This is a genomic window from Heliomarina sp., from assembly GCF_052826185.1.
This window is the reverse complement of the sequence record NZ_JBRBUI010000054.1, coordinates 173,004-189,908: the sequence shown is the minus strand read 5'-3', so window position 1 is coordinate 189,908 and position 16,905 is coordinate 173,004. Positions and strand designations below refer to the sequence as shown.

Annotated in this window: 17 protein-coding genes; 8 read left to right on the top strand and 9 right to left on the bottom strand. The window is 61.0% G+C overall.

Annotated features, from left to right (window positions below):
• Positions 1 to 42 precede the first annotated feature (42 nt).
• Positions 43 to 1,416, bottom strand: a complete 1,374-nt coding sequence (gor, locus tag ACU0FH_RS19135) for a glutathione-disulfide reductase (RefSeq protein ID WP_446196986.1) — start codon at positions 1,414 to 1,416, stop codon at positions 43 to 45.
• A gap of 24 nt (positions 1,417 to 1,440) precedes the next feature.
• Positions 1,441 to 2,229: a ribose-5-phosphate isomerase RpiA gene (gene rpiA / locus ACU0FH_RS19130; RefSeq protein WP_088633786.1), complete on the bottom strand. Its 789-nt coding sequence runs from the start codon at positions 2,227 to 2,229 to the stop codon at positions 1,441 to 1,443.
• A 236-nt stretch (positions 2,230 to 2,465) separates the two neighbouring features.
• Between rpiA and ACU0FH_RS19125 the strand changes: the two genes are divergently transcribed.
• The 3 genes from ACU0FH_RS19125 (at position 2,466) to ACU0FH_RS19115 (ending at position 5,579) form a co-directional block, all read left to right on the top strand.
• Complete coding sequence (locus tag ACU0FH_RS19125) at positions 2,466 to 3,173, top strand: glutathione S-transferase family protein (protein WP_446196339.1); 708 nt, start codon at positions 2,466 to 2,468, stop codon at positions 3,171 to 3,173.
• Complete coding sequence (locus ACU0FH_RS19120; RefSeq protein ID WP_446196338.1) at positions 3,174 to 4,547, top strand: L-serine ammonia-lyase; 1,374 nt, start codon at positions 3,174 to 3,176, stop codon at positions 4,545 to 4,547. It abuts the gene before it with no gap.
• Positions 4,548 to 4,613: 66 nt separating this feature from the next.
• Positions 4,614 to 5,579: a DMT family transporter gene (locus ACU0FH_RS19115; protein ID WP_446196337.1), complete on the top strand. Its 966-nt coding sequence runs from the start codon at positions 4,614 to 4,616 to the stop codon at positions 5,577 to 5,579.
• Here the strand turns inward: ACU0FH_RS19115 and ACU0FH_RS19110 are convergent.
• Positions 5,554 to 6,228, bottom strand: coding sequence for a thiamine diphosphokinase (locus tag ACU0FH_RS19110; protein ID WP_446196336.1), 675 nt, complete (start codon positions 6,226 to 6,228; stop codon positions 5,554 to 5,556). The two genes, ACU0FH_RS19115 and ACU0FH_RS19110, sit on opposite strands and share 26 nt — an antisense overlap.
• A gap of 139 nt (positions 6,229 to 6,367) precedes the next feature.
• Here ACU0FH_RS19110 and ACU0FH_RS19105 point away from each other — a divergent pair, with 139 nt between their 5' ends.
• Positions 6,368 to 8,371, top strand: coding sequence for a hypothetical protein (locus ACU0FH_RS19105; protein WP_446196335.1), 2,004 nt, complete (start codon positions 6,368 to 6,370; stop codon positions 8,369 to 8,371).
• A gap of 8 nt (positions 8,372 to 8,379) precedes the next feature.
• Here ACU0FH_RS19105 and ACU0FH_RS19100 read toward each other — a convergent pair whose 3' ends face one another.
• The 5 genes from ACU0FH_RS19100 to nthA all read right to left on the bottom strand — a co-directional run bounded on the left by ACU0FH_RS19100 (position 8,380) and on the right by nthA (position 11,731).
• A complete protein-coding gene (locus tag ACU0FH_RS19100) occupies positions 8,380 to 8,601 on the bottom strand; it encodes a DUF2842 domain-containing protein (RefSeq protein WP_088633792.1) in 222 nt (73 codons plus the stop codon).
• Positions 8,602 to 8,706: 105 nt separating this feature from the next.
• Positions 8,707 to 10,002, bottom strand: coding sequence for an adenylosuccinate synthase (locus ACU0FH_RS19095; protein WP_446196334.1), 1,296 nt, complete (start codon positions 10,000 to 10,002; stop codon positions 8,707 to 8,709).
• Between the two features lie 99 nt (positions 10,003 to 10,101).
• Positions 10,102 to 10,437: a nitrile hydratase accessory protein gene (locus tag ACU0FH_RS19090; RefSeq protein ID WP_446196985.1), complete on the bottom strand. Its 336-nt coding sequence runs from the start codon at positions 10,435 to 10,437 to the stop codon at positions 10,102 to 10,104.
• 2 nt (positions 10,438 to 10,439) lie between these two features.
• A complete protein-coding gene (gene nthB, locus ACU0FH_RS19085; protein ID WP_446196333.1) occupies positions 10,440 to 11,114 on the bottom strand; it encodes a nitrile hydratase subunit beta in 675 nt (224 codons plus the stop codon).
• Positions 11,111 to 11,731, bottom strand: coding sequence for a nitrile hydratase subunit alpha (nthA, locus tag ACU0FH_RS19080; RefSeq protein WP_446196332.1), 621 nt, complete (start codon positions 11,729 to 11,731; stop codon positions 11,111 to 11,113). Before nthA ends, nthB begins: the two co-directional genes overlap by 4 nt.
• 115 nt (positions 11,732 to 11,846) lie before the next feature.
• Between nthA and secG the strand changes: the two genes are divergently transcribed.
• From secG to ACU0FH_RS19060, 4 genes are all read left to right on the top strand, one after another.
• A complete protein-coding gene (secG, locus tag ACU0FH_RS19075; protein ID WP_238369767.1) occupies positions 11,847 to 12,212 on the top strand; it encodes a preprotein translocase subunit SecG in 366 nt (121 codons plus the stop codon).
• Between the two features lie 171 nt (positions 12,213 to 12,383).
• Positions 12,384 to 14,027, top strand: a complete 1,644-nt coding sequence (locus tag ACU0FH_RS19070) for a CTP synthase (RefSeq protein WP_446196331.1) — start codon at positions 12,384 to 12,386, stop codon at positions 14,025 to 14,027.
• A 215-nt stretch (positions 14,028 to 14,242) separates the two neighbouring features.
• Positions 14,243 to 14,893 (top strand): DUF1007 family protein, encoded by a 651-nt coding sequence (locus ACU0FH_RS19065; RefSeq protein ID WP_446196330.1) that lies wholly within the window; start codon positions 14,243 to 14,245, stop codon positions 14,891 to 14,893.
• Positions 14,878 to 15,780 carry a nickel/cobalt transporter gene (locus ACU0FH_RS19060; RefSeq protein WP_446196329.1) on the top strand — a complete coding sequence of 301 codons (903 nt, stop codon included), beginning with the start codon at positions 14,878 to 14,880 and terminating at the stop codon, positions 15,778 to 15,780. The genes ACU0FH_RS19065 and ACU0FH_RS19060 overlap by 16 nt, the downstream gene beginning before the upstream one ends.
• Here the strand turns inward: ACU0FH_RS19060 and ACU0FH_RS19055 are convergent.
• A complete protein-coding gene (locus ACU0FH_RS19055; RefSeq protein ID WP_446196328.1) occupies positions 15,777 to 16,820 on the bottom strand; it encodes a dipeptidase in 1,044 nt (347 codons plus the stop codon). The genes ACU0FH_RS19060 and ACU0FH_RS19055 overlap by 4 nt on opposite strands.
• Positions 16,821 to 16,905: the final 85 nt, after the last annotated feature.

The following is a 16,905-nucleotide window of genomic DNA, read 5'->3' as shown; positions in this document are numbered from 1 at the left end:
TTGCGGCATAAGTCCTTGAATGTCCAAGCGCCTGCGCGCCGTTCAACCCGAGCGCGTCGGGCTCCGCATGGTTACGATCTCTTCGGACATGGTCGGGTGCACCGCCACGGTCCGGTCGAAATCTTCTTTGGTTGCGCCCATCTTGATGGCAATACCTGCCATCTGAATCAACTCACCCGCGTCTGGCGCGACGATATGACAACCCAGGATCTTGCGCGATTCCTGCGAAACGATCAGCTTCATCAGTACCTTTTCAGGCTTGTCCGCGAAAGCCGTCTGCATCGGCCGGAACGACGTCGCGTAGACATCGATCGCGCCAAGTTTCGCAGCTTCGCTTTCGGTCAGCCCGACCGTACCCAGCTCGGGCTGGGTAAAGACCGCCGAGGGGATGAGCGCGTGATCGACCGGTGTCGGATTGCCCTTGAAGACGGTTTCGACAAAGGCCATGCCTTCGCGGATCGCGACCGGGGTCAGGTTGACGCGGTCGGTGACGTCACCGATGGCATAGATAGACGGCACCGCCGTCTGGCTATATTCGTCCACTTCGATCTCGCTCGAACGGCCCAGCTTGACGCCAACCTCTTCCAGACCCATCGAATCCGTGTTCGGACGCCGACCGGTGGCAAAGAAGACCATGTCGAACTCGACCTCCTCGCCGTCCTTGCGGGTCACACGGACCGGGCCATTGCTGTCGTCGCCCGCAAGCGCCAGCGCGGAAATATCGGTTTCGACTTGCAGGTCGATGCCGCGTTCCTTCATGGAATTGGCGATCAGCTCGCGGGCCTCGTCGTCGAAACCGCGCAGGATCTGTTCGCCGCGGTAATACTGTGTCACCTCGACACCCAGACCATGCAGGATGCAGGCGAATTCGCAGGCGATATAGCCGCCGCCGACGATCAGCATGGATTTCGGCAGGGTTTCCAGATGAAAGATATCGTCCGAAACAATGCCCAGCTCGGCATTTTTCAACTCGGGGCGCACCGGGCGTCCGCCTGTGGCGACAAGAATATGCTTGGCCGTGTAGGTATCGCCGTTGTCGAGTTCGACCGTATGCGCATCTTTGATCCGCGCCCGCTGGTCGAACGAATCCACACCCGAATTCTTCAGCAGCTTGCGATAGACGCCTTCGAGCCGGTCGAGTTCGGTGTTCAGGTGGCCACGAAAGCTTTCCCAGTTGAACGCGCCTTTGTTGATCTCCCAGCCATAATGCGCGGCGGTTTCCGGCATATCGGCATAGCTTGACGCATAGACCATCAGCTTCTTAGGCACGCAGCCCCGGATCACACAGGTGCCGCCGTAACGGTCTTCCTCGGCCAGCGCGACCTTTGCGTTCGCTTCTCCGGCTGCAACGCGGGCTGCGCGCACGCCCCCCGAACCGCCGCCAATTACAAACAGGTCATAGTCAAAGCTCATCAGCGTGTCAGTCCCTCAGTAGTCCAGTCAGTCCGTCAGATCGGTGAACAGATTGTCGGTTTCGACAAAATCCATCCGGTCGTGCTCTATCGTCCCCTTGTGGATATCGCGCAACTCAACCCGGCCGTCGCCGAAGCCGACGACAGCTATGTCACAGATATCTATGAAAAGCCCGTTTTCAACCACACCCGGCACTTGGTTGAGCACCAATGCAAGCTGGCGCGCATCACCAATTCGTTTGAGGTGCAGATCGACAATGTGATTGCCTTCATCGGTGACGAAAGGCGTGTCGCCATTCATCCGCAGGGTCGAGTTCTGGCCCAGCACATCCATCGAGATCAGCAATTCCTCGACCAGTGATTGCGTGGTGCGCCAGCCAAAGGGGATAACCTCGATCGGGAGGGGGAACGCACCCAGTGTTTCGACCTCTTTGCCGATGTCGGCGATCACGATCATCTGGTCGCTGGCCGTGGCCACGATCTTTTCCTGCAAGAGCGCGCCGCCGCCGCCCTTGATCAGGTTCAGCTCTCCGTCGAATTCGTCCGCGCCGTCGATTGTCAGATCAAGCCACTTCGCCTCATCAAGGCTGATCACGTCGATCCCGACTTCGCGGGCCAGCGCCGCGGTGCGCGTGGATGTCGGCACTGCCTTTATCTTGAGCCCTTCGTCACGGACCATTTCGCCAAGGCAGCGCACCAGCCACGCAGCGGTGCTGCCGGTGCCAAGTCCGACGCGCATCCCGTCTTCGACAAAATCAGCGGCACGCTTTGCCGCAACGAACTTGGCCTTGTCTATCGGGGACAACTGTCCGCTCATGGCTTCGACTCCCGTATGGTTTCGCGGCGTTATAGGGGGTTTACACGCAAGGGGCGAGGGCCGAATTCACCTGCACCAGCGTCAATTCATTGGTTCTGCTGACATCCTTGTGAAACAGCCTTCATTCCGCGCAACCTGCGACACAAGGTTGTCACCGCACACCTCGTGACCGGTTTTATCCAAAGGATGTCGCATCTGTTGCTTGTCCCGGTCTGCCGATAGGATATTGCGCGGATATGGATCCAGAACTTCGCCTTCACTACGCCCCGGACAATGCCTCGCTGATCGTGCGGCTGGCGATGCTCGAACTCGGAATCGACCACCGGACCATCCTTGTGGACCGCGCGGCAAAGGCACAGTCATCGCCCACCTATCGCATGCTCAACCCGCATGGCCTGATCCCTGCGCTGGAAACGCCGGACGGGGTGATATTTGAGACCGGCGCGATCCTGCTCTGGCTGGCCGACAACACTGGTTGCGGCGCCCCGGCCATCGGCACACCCGAACGCGCACAGTTCCTCGCGTGGTTGTTCTTTGTCTCGAACACCCTCCATACTGACCTGCGCACCACTTTCTACCCGATGCAATATGTCGGAGACGCGCCCGACATGCAGACCGCCCTGCAACTGACCCAGCGCAGCCGGATCCGAAACCACCTTGCGATACTCGAAGAACTTGCGGCCACCACCCCCGTCTGGTTGGATGGCAGCCACCCCTCGGTGCTTTGCTATTATATCGCATGCCTGCTCCGCTGGATGGTGCTCTACCCTCAGGACGACGATCGCAGTTGGTTCGCACTGTCGGATACACCGCATCTGGCGGCCCTGCTCGCCGCGCTCGAAACCCGAGAGGCCGTGAAAGCCGCTCAGCAGGCCGAAGGTCTCGGCCCGACACCGTTCACCGCCCCCACCTATTGCTCTCCGCCCGAAGGATCGGCCACCTAGATGTTTCTCTCAGTTTTCGACATGTTCAAGGTCGGCATCGGCCCTTCTTCCTCGCATACGATGGGGCCGATGGTCGCCGCCGCCCGTTTTCTCGACAAACTCCGCGACGCGCCCTTCGATGTGGCCGGTGTGCGCGGCTCGCTGCATGGCTCGCTTGCCTTTACGGGTGTCGGTCACGCCACCGACCGGGCGACCATCCTAGGTCTCGCCGGGTTCCAGCCGGAAACCTACGATGCCGACGCCGCCGAAAAAGCGCTCGCCGATATCAACGAAACCAAAATGATTTCCCCCGAAGGGCTTGGCACGCTCAAGTTCAATCCGAAAACCGACCTGATTTTTGACTATGACCGCGCCTTGCCCGGTCATGCCAATGGGATGAGCCTGATGGCCACGGATGCGCAGGGTGACGTGATCCTCAGCGAAATCTACTACTCCGTCGGCGGCGGTTTCGTCCTGACCGAGGCGGAACTCGCCGAAGGCAAGGCCAAGGATGACGGACCGCCGGTTCCGTTTCCGTTCAAATCCGCAGCCGAGATGCTCGATATGGCCCGCGAGTCGGGCAAATCCATCGCCGCGATGAAACGCGCCAACGAACTGTCGCGCCGCGCGCCTGGCGACCTGACACGCGGGACCGCGCGCATCTGGCAGGTAATGAACGACTGCATCGAACGGGGCCTTACCAGCGACGGCACCCTGCCCGGCGGGCTTCAGGTCAAACGCCGGGCCAAGGCGATCCACGACGCGCTCCAGGCAGAACGCGGACTTAACCTCACGCCGCCGCACACGATCAACGACTGGATGAGCGCCTACGCAATGGCGGTGAACGAGGAAAACGCCGCCGGGGGCCAAGTCGTGACCGCGCCCACCAACGGCGCCGCAGGTGTGATGCCCGCCACCCTGCGCTATTACCTCGACCATGTCCCCGGCGCCTCTTCGGCTCACGTGGAGGATTTTCTTCTGACCGCCGCCGCGATTGGCGGGCTGGTCAAGTATAACGCCTCGATCTCGGGGGCCGAAGCCGGTTGTCAGGCCGAGGTCGGCTCGGCCTCGGCCATGGCTGCCGCCGGTCTTTGCGCCGTGATGGGCGGCACCCCGGAACAAATTGAAAACGCAGCCGAAATCGCGCTTGAGCATCACCTTGGCATGACATGCGATCCGGTGCGCGGTCTGGTTCAGGTCCCTTGTATCGAGCGCAACGGGCTTGGCGCGATCAAGGCAGTCAGTGCCGCGAGCCTCGCGTTGCGCGGTGACGGAAAACATCTGGTCCCGCTCGACGCCTGTATCGAAACCATGCGCCAGACCGGCGCGGATATGAGCGAGAAATACAAGGAAACCTCGCTGGGCGGCCTTGCTGTAAACGTTCCGAACTGCTGACGTTGCCGTAACGGAACACACACGAGTTGTGTTGCCAGAACCACGGCACGCTCATACGGTTGAGAAATGTCACAAGACCGTCCCGTATTGGGCATTCTTCTCATGCTCGGTTTCTGCGTCTTCGCCCCGATGGGTGATGCGCTGGCCAAGCTGATCGGCCAGTCTGTCCCGCTGGGGCAGATGATCCTGATCCGCTTTGCCGTTCAGGCGGTTGTCCTGATCCCGCTTGTGCTGGCCACAGGGCGAATATGGCGGATGTCCGGGCGGGTGCTGCGCCTTACGCTTTTGCGGACGGTTATGCATATTATCGGAATCGGCGCCATGTTCACCGCGCTGCAATATCTCGAACTCGCCGACGCTGTCGCCATCGCCTTTGTCATGCCCTTCATCATGCTTTTGCTGGGGAAATATGTGCTGGGCGAAGAAGTTGGCGTGCGCCGGCTGCTGGCCTGCGTCGTCGGATTTTGCGGCACGCTGATGGTGATCCAGCCCAGCTTTGCCGAAGTCGGCTGGCCCGCCCTCTGGCCGCTGCTCGTCGCGGTGAACTTTGCCCTCTTCATGCTGGTGACACGACAGATCGCCAAGGAAACGGACCCCATTGGCCTGCAAGCGGTCAGCGGCGTGATGGCCTGCGCGATCCTGCTGCCTATCGAACTCTACGGCACCCGGCTTGGCTGGCACGAGGTCGTCACGCTGATCCCGCTAAGCTCATATGAATGGTCGCTTTTGCTCAGCATTGGGGTGATCGGCACGTGTGCGCACCTGCTGATGACGTGGTCCCTGCGCTTTGCCCCGTCGGCCACGCTCGCCCCCATGCAGTACCTCGAAATTCCCATCGCGACGCTGTTTGGCTGGCTGATGTTCAAGGACCTTCCCGACAATCTCGCCGCCGCTGGCATATGCGTCACCATCGCCGCCGGGCTCTATATCATCCTGCGCGAAGGCCGCATGGCGCGCAGTGGCGCAGCGGCAAAGCGCGGAAAGGTCTCGGCCGTCGAGGTCGCCGTCAAACCACATCCGCCCGAGATCTGAGCGAAACAATCACCTCATCAAGGCGAGCAAGCGGCAAAATCCCCAACATGCCCGGCCCGTCCATCTCAAGGGTTACCGGCCCCAGCGCGCGATTGGATGTCCCGATCTGCCCGGCCGGCGTAAACGCCAGCCCGTCAATCGGCCATTCGAGGCCCGTCGAACGCCCGCTCACCGCCCCCATCGGGAACAGCGACACCACGTCACCCGGTTCAAGCTGCACCTCGAAATGCGCGGGAAGATGAAAGATCACCTCGTGCCGCCCTATCAAAACGCAGGCCTTTTCTGTCAACTGAACCAGCACGTTAAGCACCGCTAGCTGATGATCCACACGGTCACCCAGAAACCCGACCGCCAGCACCATCGGCGCTGAAATCCGGCTCAGCGCCTTGTGAAAATCCGTGGTATCCTGTTCTGCGATCCGAAACAGCCTATCTTCTGGAATGCGCGACAGCGCGTCCGTCGAAATGGAGTCGAAATCGCCGAACACCGCGTCTGGCACATGGCCAGCAGCAAGCACCGGGGCCGCCCCCGAATCCGCCGCCACGAGGGCTGGCGCGCGAGACAGGGCAAGCTCCAAATCGCCGGGGTCGATGGCCCCGCCACCGACAAGCGTTACCGGCGCACCGGTGCAAAAAAGTTTATCGTTCATGGAAAATTAAATGGCATTTTCGTTAACTGATCACAATCTCGCCACGAAATGATACTTTCATTTGCACAGATTCGGGCCGCTTTTGACGCTGTCGACATTGTATAAGACATTGCATTCAAATGCAGAGGACGAGCATCTGATGGTTAATAACAACAAGATTCTGACTGTTTCTTACGGGACTTTTTCCTGCACGCTCGAAGGATTCGACGATTCCTTCGACATGATGAAGGAAATCGCAGAATATTTCCGTACGCTTGCAGCGGATGACCGTTACTTCGGTGCCGAACCTCCCAAGCTTGACGCAGAAATGCTGACCCAGATCGCCCAGCGCGACCGCAGCCGGCAAATCGAAGCCCGTGCCGACGAGGCGGGCACCGGTGTCATTCTCCGCGCCACTTCGCATCAGAACGCCCCCGTTCCGTCGTCCCCAGAAGCGCCCGTTGCCAAGGCAGACGAGACCGCCGAAGGCATGGTTCAGCCGACGCAAAAATCGCCCGTTTCGGCACAACAAGGCGCGTTCGCAACCTTCCCCGAATCGACCAGTGTCGCCAGCGCCAGCACCGGCCCCGACAGTATCGCAGCCAAGCTGAAACGCATCCGCGCCGTCGTATCCCGTAACGAGGCGGAGCAGCAGGCCGAAAAGGCAGAAACCGAGGCAGCTGCCGACAAAGTCGAATCCGCGTCCGGCGAGGATGCGATTTACGAGGAAGTCGCGACCTCAAGCGACGCGCCCGATACGGAACTTGCCGCCATCTTCGACCGGATCGACGCCGAGGGCGAGACTGAGGAAACCATCACCGGCGATGGCGATGCCGAGCGTCGTCTGACCGAATATGACGAGGATTACGAAGAAGACAGTGCCGCAGACGATGGCCGTATTCTCGCCGCCCTTGCCGAACAGAAATCCCGGGAAACTCTGGCTGACAAAGAAGAAGACGCGGAACCTGAAATCGTATCGGAAGACGAGAACGAGGAACCCGATCTCGATCTGAGCTCTTATTTCGCCGAGCCCGACGAAGAAGAAGTCGCACTGGTCGAAGAGATGGAATCCGACGACGCAGAACCGGACGCCGCCGAGACCTCCGGAGAAGCCACAGTTGACGAAACGCCGCTCTCCTCCGCTGACGAAGAAGAAAACGCCGCCATCTCGCGTGAAAATGCCCGTCGTGTAGAGCTCAAGCGTGCGGAAATCGCAGCGGCCCTTGCCGGTCGCGATGCAGCGACCGAAGCCATGTCGCAGGACGACGACAGCGACGACGAACCGGATATGGAACTCTCTTCTCCGGCGACGCAGATGACCGGCACCGAAAGCGATCTCTCGGCCGAGGACGAAGCCGACCTTATGCGCGAACTCGCCGCGCTTCAGGACGACCTGATCGCTGAGACCGAAGAGACGGAGACACGCGAAGAGCCCACCGCGACGGACGAAAGCGATCATGTCGAAATGGAAGAGACAGAAACGGCCACGCAAGGATTGGATAACGACGTCTCCCGCCTGATGGCTGCCGCAGAAGAGAAAATGGACGCGCCGGAATATTCTACCAGCCGGAACACCTACAGCCGCCTGCGCGCCGCCGTAGCAGCGGCACAGGCAGAACGGTCTGCCGGGCACGATATCAACGACGACAAGGGCGATGACGCCTACCGTCAGGATCTTGCCAGCGTGGTGCGCCCCCGTCGCCGGGACAACAACCGCTCCCAGCGCCCGGAACGGCCCGCGAGGGAAAACCGCGCCGCCCCGCTCAAGCTGGTCGCGGAACAGCGTATCGATATTGAACAGACCGAGAATTCGCGCCTCCCGGTCCGCCCCCGCCGGATCACGACGGAATTGCTCGACACGTCTGCCGACAGCCAGTCCGAGGCTTTTGCCAGCTATGCCAAGCAGATGGGCGCCAAGGATCTGCCCCAGCTTCTCGAAGCGGCGGCGGCCTACCTTTCATTTGTCGAAGGGCGCGAGGAATTCTCCCGGCCGCAACTGATGAACAAGGTCCGCCAGTTGCCCTCCATCGAGTTCAACCGCGAAGACGGACTCCGTTCCTTCGGTTTGCTGCTGCGCGAAGGCAAGATCTGCAAAAATGGCGGTGGACGTTTCACCGCCTCGGTCGATATCGGCTTCCGCCCGGCCAAGCGCGCCGCCGGCTGATCCCTGGATCAGTCGCGCTGATCCGGGTCGGCCTGCCCGACGCCCTTGAACACGAACTTGAACGGCAGCGCCCAGACCACGCCCAGCGCGACATAGACAAGCAGTTCGACAAAAATCGAAGGCCGGTCGATCAGGTTCATGATGGTCACGGCCAGAATAATGTAAAGCGGCAGGCCGATCAGCAGGATGACAAGGGCCCAACGCCGCCGCGCTTTGTATGACAAGGCCATGAGCCCCTCCTTCTGCAATGCATCTGTTTTCCTCTTGCGGAAAATACTCCCGCCGGAGGCACCGCGTTTTCCACCGGAAAACGCGGTTTTCCCTGCACGATCAGATCAATCCGCGAAGGGGTCGGTCACAAGGATGGTATCTTCCCGCTCCGGCGAGGTCGACAGGAGCGCGACGGGGCACTCGATCAGTTCCTCGACCCGGCGCACGTATTTGATCGCCTCGGCAGGCAGATCAGCCCAGCTGCGCGCCCCTTCGGTCGATTCCGACCAGCCCGGCATTTCTTCGTAAACCGGCGTGCAGCGCGCCTGCTGTTCGGCGGCCATCGGAAGGTAATCCAGCCGCTGCCCGTCCAGATCGTAGCCGACGCAGATCTTCAGCGTCTCGAACCCGTCGAGCACGTCCAGCTTGGTCAGGGCGATACCATTGACGCCAGAGGTCGCACATGTCTGGCGCAGCAGGGCCGCATCGAACCAGCCACACCGCCGCTTGCGCCCGGTAACGGTGCCGAATTCACGGCCCCGCTCGCCAAGGCGTTGGCCGTCCTCGTCATGCAGCTCGCTCGGGAACGGGCCTTCGCCCACGCGGGTCGTATAGGCTTTCACAATCCCCAGCACGTAATCGATGCCGCCCGGACCGATTCCGGTGCCGGTTGCCGCCTGCCCGGCGATCACGTTCGAAGACGTCACGAAAGGATAGGTGCCGAAATCGATATCCAGCAAGGCGCCCTGCGCCCCTTCGAACAGGATGCGCTTGCCTGCCTTGCGCTTTTCGCTCAGCACTTTCCAGACCGGCGCGGCATAGGGCAGCAACTCGCCCGCGATTTCCTTCAACTGCTCGATCAACCCCTCGCGATCAATCGGATCGATCCCCAGACCACGGCGCAGCGGATCGTGATGCTGCAGGGCACGGTCGACCCGCGCAATCAGCGTCGCCTCATCGGCGAGGTCCGCAACCCGGATCGACCGGCGTCCGACCTTGTCCTCATAGGCCGGCCCGATGCCACGTCCGGTGGTGCCGATCTTGGTGCCTTTGGAAGCGGCTTCTTCGCGCGCCCGGTCAAGTTCTCCGTGGATCGGCAGGATCAGCGGCGTATTCTCGGCGATCATCAGCGTTTCAGGCGTGATCTCCACGCCCTGCTCGCGGATCGATGCGATTTCCTTGACCAGATGCCACGGGTCAAGCACCACACCATTGCCGATGACCGAAAGCTTGCCGCCACGCACCACACCCGAAGGCAGCGCATTCAGCTTGTAGACCTTGCCATCGATGACCAGCGTATGGCCGGCGTTATGCCCGCCCTGAAAACGCGCGATCACATCGGCACGCTCGCTCAGCCAGTCAACGATCTTGCCTTTTCCCTCGTCACCCCACTGGGCGCCGACAACGACAACATTGGCCATAACCAGTCCTTTGATAATTGGATCAAACCCGCGTCCGTATAGCGATGCCACAGCCCCGGCGAAACCGGAAATTGCGCTCTCCGGCAGGAAACAGCGCTTTCAGATCGCCTGTTCGTCGGACTCGGGCAGGCGAACGGGTTCACCATGCGCCGTGGACAGATAGGCCCGCTCCCAGGCCGCGCGGACCGACCCCGCCTCCTCCGGCAGTGCCGATCCCTGCTCTGCCAGAAGCTTTTCGAGCGTTTCCAGCCAGGCCGTGAAATAATCGTCGCCCCCGTCGAGATCCCGCGCCAGCCCATGGGCAGCAAGGGTGGCACCGAACCTCTCGGCCCAGTCGGGCCAAGCGAACCGTCCGGATTCGTTGAGATGCACGGTGAGCGCGAAAAGCTGCGCGTGCCACGGTTCGGCAAAGGCCGGTTCGGGGATGTCCGGCATCGTCACGCCGGTTCCAGATAGGACTGCCAGAGGTCCAGCACCACCTCGTCATCGGGATGTTCCGGCGCCGCCCAAAGCTCGGCGGCGGGAAAGACCACCGCGTAAAGCGGTTCCGGCGCTTCGCCAAGGCCGTGCGCATTGCTGTCGGGCAACACATGGCTGCCGTGGAGCATCAAAACCCGGCCCCGCGCCCCAGCCGCATAGGCGGGCAGCCGGGTGTGCCCCCCATCGACGAGCCGGTTATCAGCCGGGCGACGGGTCAAAACCGTATCTCCCGCCACGAAACGAGCGGGGATATCGCTGTCACGATCCGCCGGACCGCCTTTGCCGAGCACGGCGGCCACCTTGTCGGCAGTCATTGCCTTGTCGGACAGGGGCTGTTGGTCCGGATCGGACGCGCGCAAGTCGTCCCGGCTGACAAGGTCCGTCGCGACCAGCAGGTCGGTCAGGGCCGCGATCCATTTCTCGTAATAGCTGAAACGGGCATAATCCGTGTTACCGACACATTCCCGTGCATGACGCGATGTGTCGATATTCCACTTGCCAAGCGCCCCGGCGGCCAGCGTCACGGCCAGTGCCCGGGCGTGCCAGTCCTTGTGAAAGACGGGAGCGTCCTCCGGCTCGGGGATCACAGGCCCGTCACCGAACCGCCCGCCCATGTCGTGAACGCGGCTCATCCCGGCACCCGCGCCAGCCCGGTGCCGATCATACTGTCGCGCGTGACCAGTTTGGCGAGCTCCTCGACAGACATGCCCTCTGTTCCGGCCGGCCGTAGCGGAATGACGAGATATCGGATCTCGGCGGTCGAATCCCAGACCCGCACCGCGGTTTCCGGCGGCAGCGCCACGCCGAACTCGGCCAGCACCTTGCGCGGCTCGCGCACTGCACGGGACCGGTAGGCATCGGATTTGTACCATCCGGGCGGAATTCCAAGCAGAGACCATGGGTAACAGCTGCAAAGCGTACAGACGACCATGTGATGTACGGATGGTGTACACTCTGTGCACACAATGTGCTCACCCTGTCGGCCATAATAGCCAAGCTCGCGCATCACCTCGGTTGCATCCACCGCAAGCGCCGCGCGAAAGCCTTCATCGCTCCAGGCGCGGGCGACGACGTCGGCCCCGTTCTTGGGGCCGACCCGGCTTTCGTAGGTATCGATAATTTCATCCAGCGCGGCCGGATCAACCAGCCCCTTGCGGGTCAGAATCGTCTCAAGGGCCTTGACCCTCAGCGCCGGGTCCGAGGGCAGCAGGGCGTGGGCATGTTCGTGGTCGGAATGATCATGTGGCATGTGTCGATCTTGCCGGGGAGACATTGCTTTTGTCCAGCCGCAAACTCATCCCTTGCCCCGGCGCGCGATCTTGCATAGATACCCCCCGTCACAGGCCGGAGACCAAACAGCCCTTATGGAAAACGTCGTTCTCATCATCCATCTGATCCTCGCCTTCGGGCTGATCGGTATCGTCCTGCTGCAACGTTCTGAAGGCGGTGGCCTCGGCATGGGTGGCGGCGGTGGTGGCGCGATGAGCGGCCGGGCTGCAGCAACCGCCCTTGGCAAGCTTACATGGCTTTTGGCAGCGGCATTTATCTGCACTTCGCTCACGCTGACGATCCTTGCCGCTGAAAAGGCATCGGGCGTTTCGGTTCTCGACCGTCTCGGCACCGAAGCTCCGGCGGAAGGCGAAAGCGCACCGGCGCAAATACCCAATGCAGAAGATCTTTTGCCGCCCGCCGAAGGGGATGACGCACCGCTTGTGCCGCGTGCGGACTGATCTGGCATAACTGCCACAATACCTTGGCTGACGTTTAACTAACGCAACATCATATTGCGGTTCTATTGCCCTTGTCGCGCGAATCCTCTATAGGTGGACTCCCGTGATGACGTGGTTTTTGCGAACCGCATACACTCGAAAATTCGGTACTCACGGGGGCCTGCGAAACCTATGGCGCGATTCATTTTTATTACTGGCGGCGTGGTCTCTTCCCTTGGCAAAGGGCTCGCATCGGCGGCACTGGGGGCGCTTTTGCAGGCGCGCGGTTTTTCCGTCCGGCTGCGCAAGCTCGATCCCTACCTGAACGTCGATCCCGGCACGATGAGCCCGTTTGAACATGGCGAAGTCTTCGTCACCGACGATGGCGCCGAAACCGATCTTGACCTTGGCCACTACGAACGCTTTACCGGTGTCGCGGCGCGTTCGACTGACTCGGTCAGTTCCGGGCGCATCTATTCCACGGTGCTCGAAAAGGAACGGCGCGGCGATTACCTCGGCAAAACGATCCAAGTGATTCCACATGTCACAAATGAAATTAAGGACTTCATTTCCATAGGAGAAGATGAGGTCGATTTCATGCTCTGCGAAATCGGCGGCACGGTAGGCGACATCGAGGGCCTGCCCTTTTTCGAAGCGATCCGTCAGTTCGCGCAGGACAAACCGCGCGGGCAGTGCATTTTCATGCACCTGACCCTGCTGCCCTATATCAAGGCCAGCGGCGAGCTGAAAACCAAACCGACCCAGCACTCGGTCAAGGAGTTGCGCTCCATCGGTCTCGCGCCCGACATCCTCGTTTGCCGCTCTGAGGGGCCGATCCCGGTCAAGGAACGCGAAAAACTGGCTCTGTTCTGCAACGTGCGTCCCGATTCGGTGATCGCCGCGCAGGATCTGAAATCGATCTACGAAGCGCCGCTCGCCTATCACAAGGAAGGTCTGGATCAGGCGGTACTGGATGCGTTCCAGATCACCCCGGCGCCCAAGCCGAACCTGGACACGTGGGAAGACGTGGCAGACCGGATCTATAACCCCGAGGGTGAAGTCAAGGTCGCCATCGTAGGCAAGTACATCCAGCTTGAGGATGCCTATAAGTCGATTGCCGAGGCTCTCACCCACGGCGGCATGTCGAACCGGGTCAAGGTCAAGGTCGAATGGGTTGATTCCGAGATTTTCGATACCGAGGACCCGGCACCGCATCTCGAAGGATTCCACGCCATCCTCGTTCCCGGCGGGTTCGGCGAACGCGGCACCGAGGGCAAGATCAAGGCGGCTGAATTCGCCCGGACGCATAAGGTGCCCTATCTTGGCATCTGCCTGGGCATGCAGATGGCGGTCATCGAGGCGGCGCGCAACGTGGCGGGCCTCAAGACCGCCGGCAGCGAGGAATTCGACCACGAAGCCGGCAAGAAGCGTTTCGAACCCGTGGTTTACCACCTGAAAGAATGGATTCAGGGCAATCACACCGTGGCACGCAAGGTCGATGACGACAAGGGCGGCACCATGCGTCTTGGCTCCTACGACGCAACGCTGGCCGAAGGCTCGAAAGTCGCGCAGGTCTACGGCACCTGCCACATCGAAGAGCGCCATCGCCACCGCTACGAGGTGGACATGAAGTATCGCGAGAAACTGGAAGAGGTCGGGCTCAAGTTCTCGGGGATGTCCCCCGACGGTCGCCTGCCCGAGATCGTGGAATGGACCGACCACCCGTGGTTCATCGGCGTCCAGTTCCACCCCGAACTGAAATCGAAACCCTTCGCGCCCCACCCGCTGTTCGATGACTTCATCCGGGCCGCCAAGGAAACATCGCGTTTGGTCTGATCTGAACGGTTTGCAGTCCCGGCAAGACAGAAGACGCAAATCGTTAACTGACGAAATACGCTTGCACCAAACTCCCCGGATCTTGGCTGACGGGAATACCAATACAGGCGTATCTGGAAGGCGCCTTCCCGATAATCCCCCGGATTGGCTGCAAATCGCCGATCCGGCCACGTTGAGCGATTGCCTGACGCGGCAGTATATCCTAGCAAACACACATGTTTCGCTCCCTGCTTGTCCTTTTGCTGACAATCCCTGCGCATCTTGCCGCGCATCCGCATATTTTCGTGGATACCGGCTTCGAGGTGATCTTGGATGATACCGGCAGGTTGACCCATATCCGCACCACATGGGCCTATGACGATTACTATTCGCTGTTGATCACCTCGGACATGGGGCTGGATCAGGACTACGACGGCGTTCTAACCGACGAGGAACTGGAGCAAGTGACCGGCTTCGATATGAACTGGATCGAAGGGTTCAACGGCGATCTCGTTGCCGGGCTGAACGGCGAACCGCTTGCCCTTTCCGGCCCGAGCGAAGCCACGGCCGAGTTCAAGGCCGGGCGGATCATCACGACTCACCTGCGCGAAGTCGAAGGGCATCCACAGGCCGTTGGCAGCAAGCTGTCGCTGAAACCCTATGATCCGACCTATTACACTGCTTATGACGTCACGCTACCGGTGACCGTCACCGGCTGGAACGCCTGCATGATTGAGAACGTTCTGCCGCAGATTGGCGACGATCTGGCGGATCTCCAGCAACAGCTTTCCACGCTCGATCCAAATGCAGACCCGGAGGACGTCGGATTGTCGGATCCCGGTGCTGCCTTTGCAACCGAGGTGCAGGTGCAATGCCCAAGCTCCTGATCCTTCCGGTTCTGATCGTCGTCGCGCTCGCATGGTTCTGGCTGAGCGGCGGGTTTGCCGATCTGGCCACCTGGGCCGCGACAGAGCAACGCCATTTCCAGAACGGCATCGCCCAGTCGCTGCGCAGCCTGCGCGCCCGCGAAGTTGGTGCGCTGACCGCATTGCTGGCGCTCTGTTTTGCGTACGGGTTCGTCCATGCGGTCGGGCCGGGCCATGGCAAGGTGCTGATCGGCGGCTATGGGCTGGGTCGAGAGGTGCCGATGTTCCGACTGGTCGCGATCAGCCTTGTCGCGAGCCTTGGGCAATCGGCCACTGCAATCGCGATCGTCTATGCCGGTGTCTGGGCCTTTCATCTGACGCGTGAGCATCTAGTCGGCGTCGCGGAAGGTCTCATGGCTCCATTGAGCTATGCCGCCATCGCGCTGGTCGGCACCTGGCTGGTAATCCGCGGCTTCCGCCGGATCATGCCGCACCGTGTAACACATGACAATGCGCGTCTTCATCATCACCATGACCACGACGAAACCTGTTCGCACCGGCACGGGCCGACGCTTGAAGAAATCGAAAATAGCGGGTCCCTGCGGGAAACCCTTGCCCTGATCGCCAGCATTGCCATTCGCCCCTGCTCGGGCGCGATCTTTGTCCTGTTGATCACATGGCAGATGGGCATCGCACTTGCGGGCATTGCCGCGACACTTGCGATGGGGCTAGGAACGGCCAGTGTAACCATCGCCGTCGCCTGCGCCGCCACCGGCCTGCGTGGCAGCTTTGTCTCGGCGCTGTCCGGCTCGACGCTCATGACAAGGGTGGTTCCGGTTCTGGAAATCGGGGCTGGTCTAACGATTACCGTTCTGGCGGGCGGGTTGTTGCTGACCGCTCTGGCCTAACCCCAGGTCTCGCGCAGCACGCGCATCCAGTTGCCCCAGCAGATCTTTTCTATCCGCTCCGGCGTATAGCCATGTTGCTCCATCGCCCGGACAAGGTTCGGCAGTTTGTCCGCCCGGTTCAGCCATTGCGGCGGCTTACAGCCGTCGTAATCGGATCCGAGCGTAACGCCGTCCTCGCCCAGCTTGTCCAGCAGATAGTCGAGCTGCGCCATGGCATCCGCGCGGGGGGTATCCACATTCGGCACACCATCGGGACGCATAAAGCTGCATTCGAAATTCAAGCCGACCACCCCACCACTGTCTGCAATCAGCTGTAGTTGAGGATCAGTCAGGTTGCGGGCATGGGGGCTGACCGCCCATGCGTTGGAATGGGTCGCGACCAGCGGCGCATCGGAAATCTTCGCAACATCGGCAATACCGGCCGCGTTCAGATGACTGAGGTCGATCAGTATCTTCAGCTCGTTGCACCGCGCGACAAGCGATTTGCCCGCCTCGGTCAGGCCGACGCCAATATCCCCGTCGGACGGGTAGCGGAACGGCACGCCATGACCGAAAATGGTCTCTCGCGACCAGACGGGACCCAGCGACCGCAAGCCCATCTCGTAAAGACGGTCCAGTTCGCTCAATTCCGGGCCAATCGCTTCGGCGCCCTCGACATGCATGATCGCGGCTATTACACCGTCTGCCCTTGCCGCTTCGATCTCGTCCACCGTGCGGCAGATCCGGACCGCGCCGGCCTTGTCGAGCGCCTGAAGAATATTCGCCGACCGCTCGACGATTTCCCACGCCTCGACCTGGTCGACCATCTTTGGCAGCGGCACATCGTAAGGCGGCTTGAGATCGTTGAGCGAGAAACCGCCCGGCCCGGGAGAGCGCACCCAGATGGCAAAAAACCCACCTGCGAACCCGCCCTCCTGCGCCTTGGGAACATCGATATGTCCGTGCGTTCCCTTGACGAATTGCGCCACAGGATCGGATACCTTGAGCCCGGCCAGCAATGTCAGCGTATCGTTGTGACCATCGAAAATATGTGTTGCCATGGCGGGACGTTGCACAGATTTTTCCGCAGCCGCAATGGCAACCGTTGAGTTTTGCGAGGCGCTTTGCGACCCTGCCTCAAAATCA

Excerpts from the sequence above, each read along its gene's own strand:
- ACU0FH_RS19095 (WP_446196334.1), bottom strand. The coding sequence starts at position 10,002 with ATGGCCAATGTTGTCGTTGTCGGCGCCCAGTGGGGTGACGAGGGAAAA.
- ACU0FH_RS19065 (WP_446196330.1), top strand. The coding sequence starts at position 14,243 with ATGTTTCGCTCCCTGCTTGTCCTTTTGCTGACAATCCCTGCGCATCTT.
- ACU0FH_RS19090 (WP_446196985.1), bottom strand. The coding sequence starts at position 10,437 with ATGCCGGACATCCCCGAACCGGCCTTTGCCGAACCGTGGCACGCGCAG.
- nthB (WP_446196333.1), bottom strand. The coding sequence starts at position 11,114 with ATGAGCCGCGTTCACGACATGGGCGGGCGGTTCGGTGACGGGCCTGTG.
- ACU0FH_RS19060 (WP_446196329.1), top strand. The coding sequence starts at position 14,878 with ATGCCCAAGCTCCTGATCCTTCCGGTTCTGATCGTCGTCGCGCTCGCA.
- ACU0FH_RS19100 (WP_088633792.1), bottom strand. The coding sequence starts at position 8,601 with ATGGCCTTGTCATACAAAGCGCGGCGGCGTTGGGCCCTTGTCATCCTG.
- ACU0FH_RS19105 (WP_446196335.1), top strand. The coding sequence starts at position 6,368 with ATGGTTAATAACAACAAGATTCTGACTGTTTCTTACGGGACTTTTTCC.
- ACU0FH_RS19115 (WP_446196337.1), top strand. The coding sequence starts at position 4,614 with ATGTCACAAGACCGTCCCGTATTGGGCATTCTTCTCATGCTCGGTTTC.
- ACU0FH_RS19055 (WP_446196328.1), bottom strand. The coding sequence starts at position 16,820 with ATGGCAACACATATTTTCGATGGTCACAACGATACGCTGACATTGCTG.
- ACU0FH_RS19125 (WP_446196339.1), top strand. The coding sequence starts at position 2,466 with ATGGATCCAGAACTTCGCCTTCACTACGCCCCGGACAATGCCTCGCTG.
- ACU0FH_RS19120 (WP_446196338.1), top strand. The coding sequence starts at position 3,174 with ATGTTTCTCTCAGTTTTCGACATGTTCAAGGTCGGCATCGGCCCTTCT.
- ACU0FH_RS19110 (WP_446196336.1), bottom strand. The coding sequence starts at position 6,228 with ATGAACGATAAACTTTTTTGCACCGGTGCGCCGGTAACGCTTGTCGGT.
- nthA (WP_446196332.1), bottom strand. The coding sequence starts at position 11,731 with ATGCCACATGATCATTCCGACCACGAACATGCCCACGCCCTGCTGCCC.
- rpiA (WP_088633786.1), bottom strand. The coding sequence starts at position 2,229 with ATGAGCGGACAGTTGTCCCCGATAGACAAGGCCAAGTTCGTTGCGGCA.
- ACU0FH_RS19070 (WP_446196331.1), top strand. The coding sequence starts at position 12,384 with ATGGCGCGATTCATTTTTATTACTGGCGGCGTGGTCTCTTCCCTTGGC.
- secG (WP_238369767.1), top strand. The coding sequence starts at position 11,847 with ATGGAAAACGTCGTTCTCATCATCCATCTGATCCTCGCCTTCGGGCTG.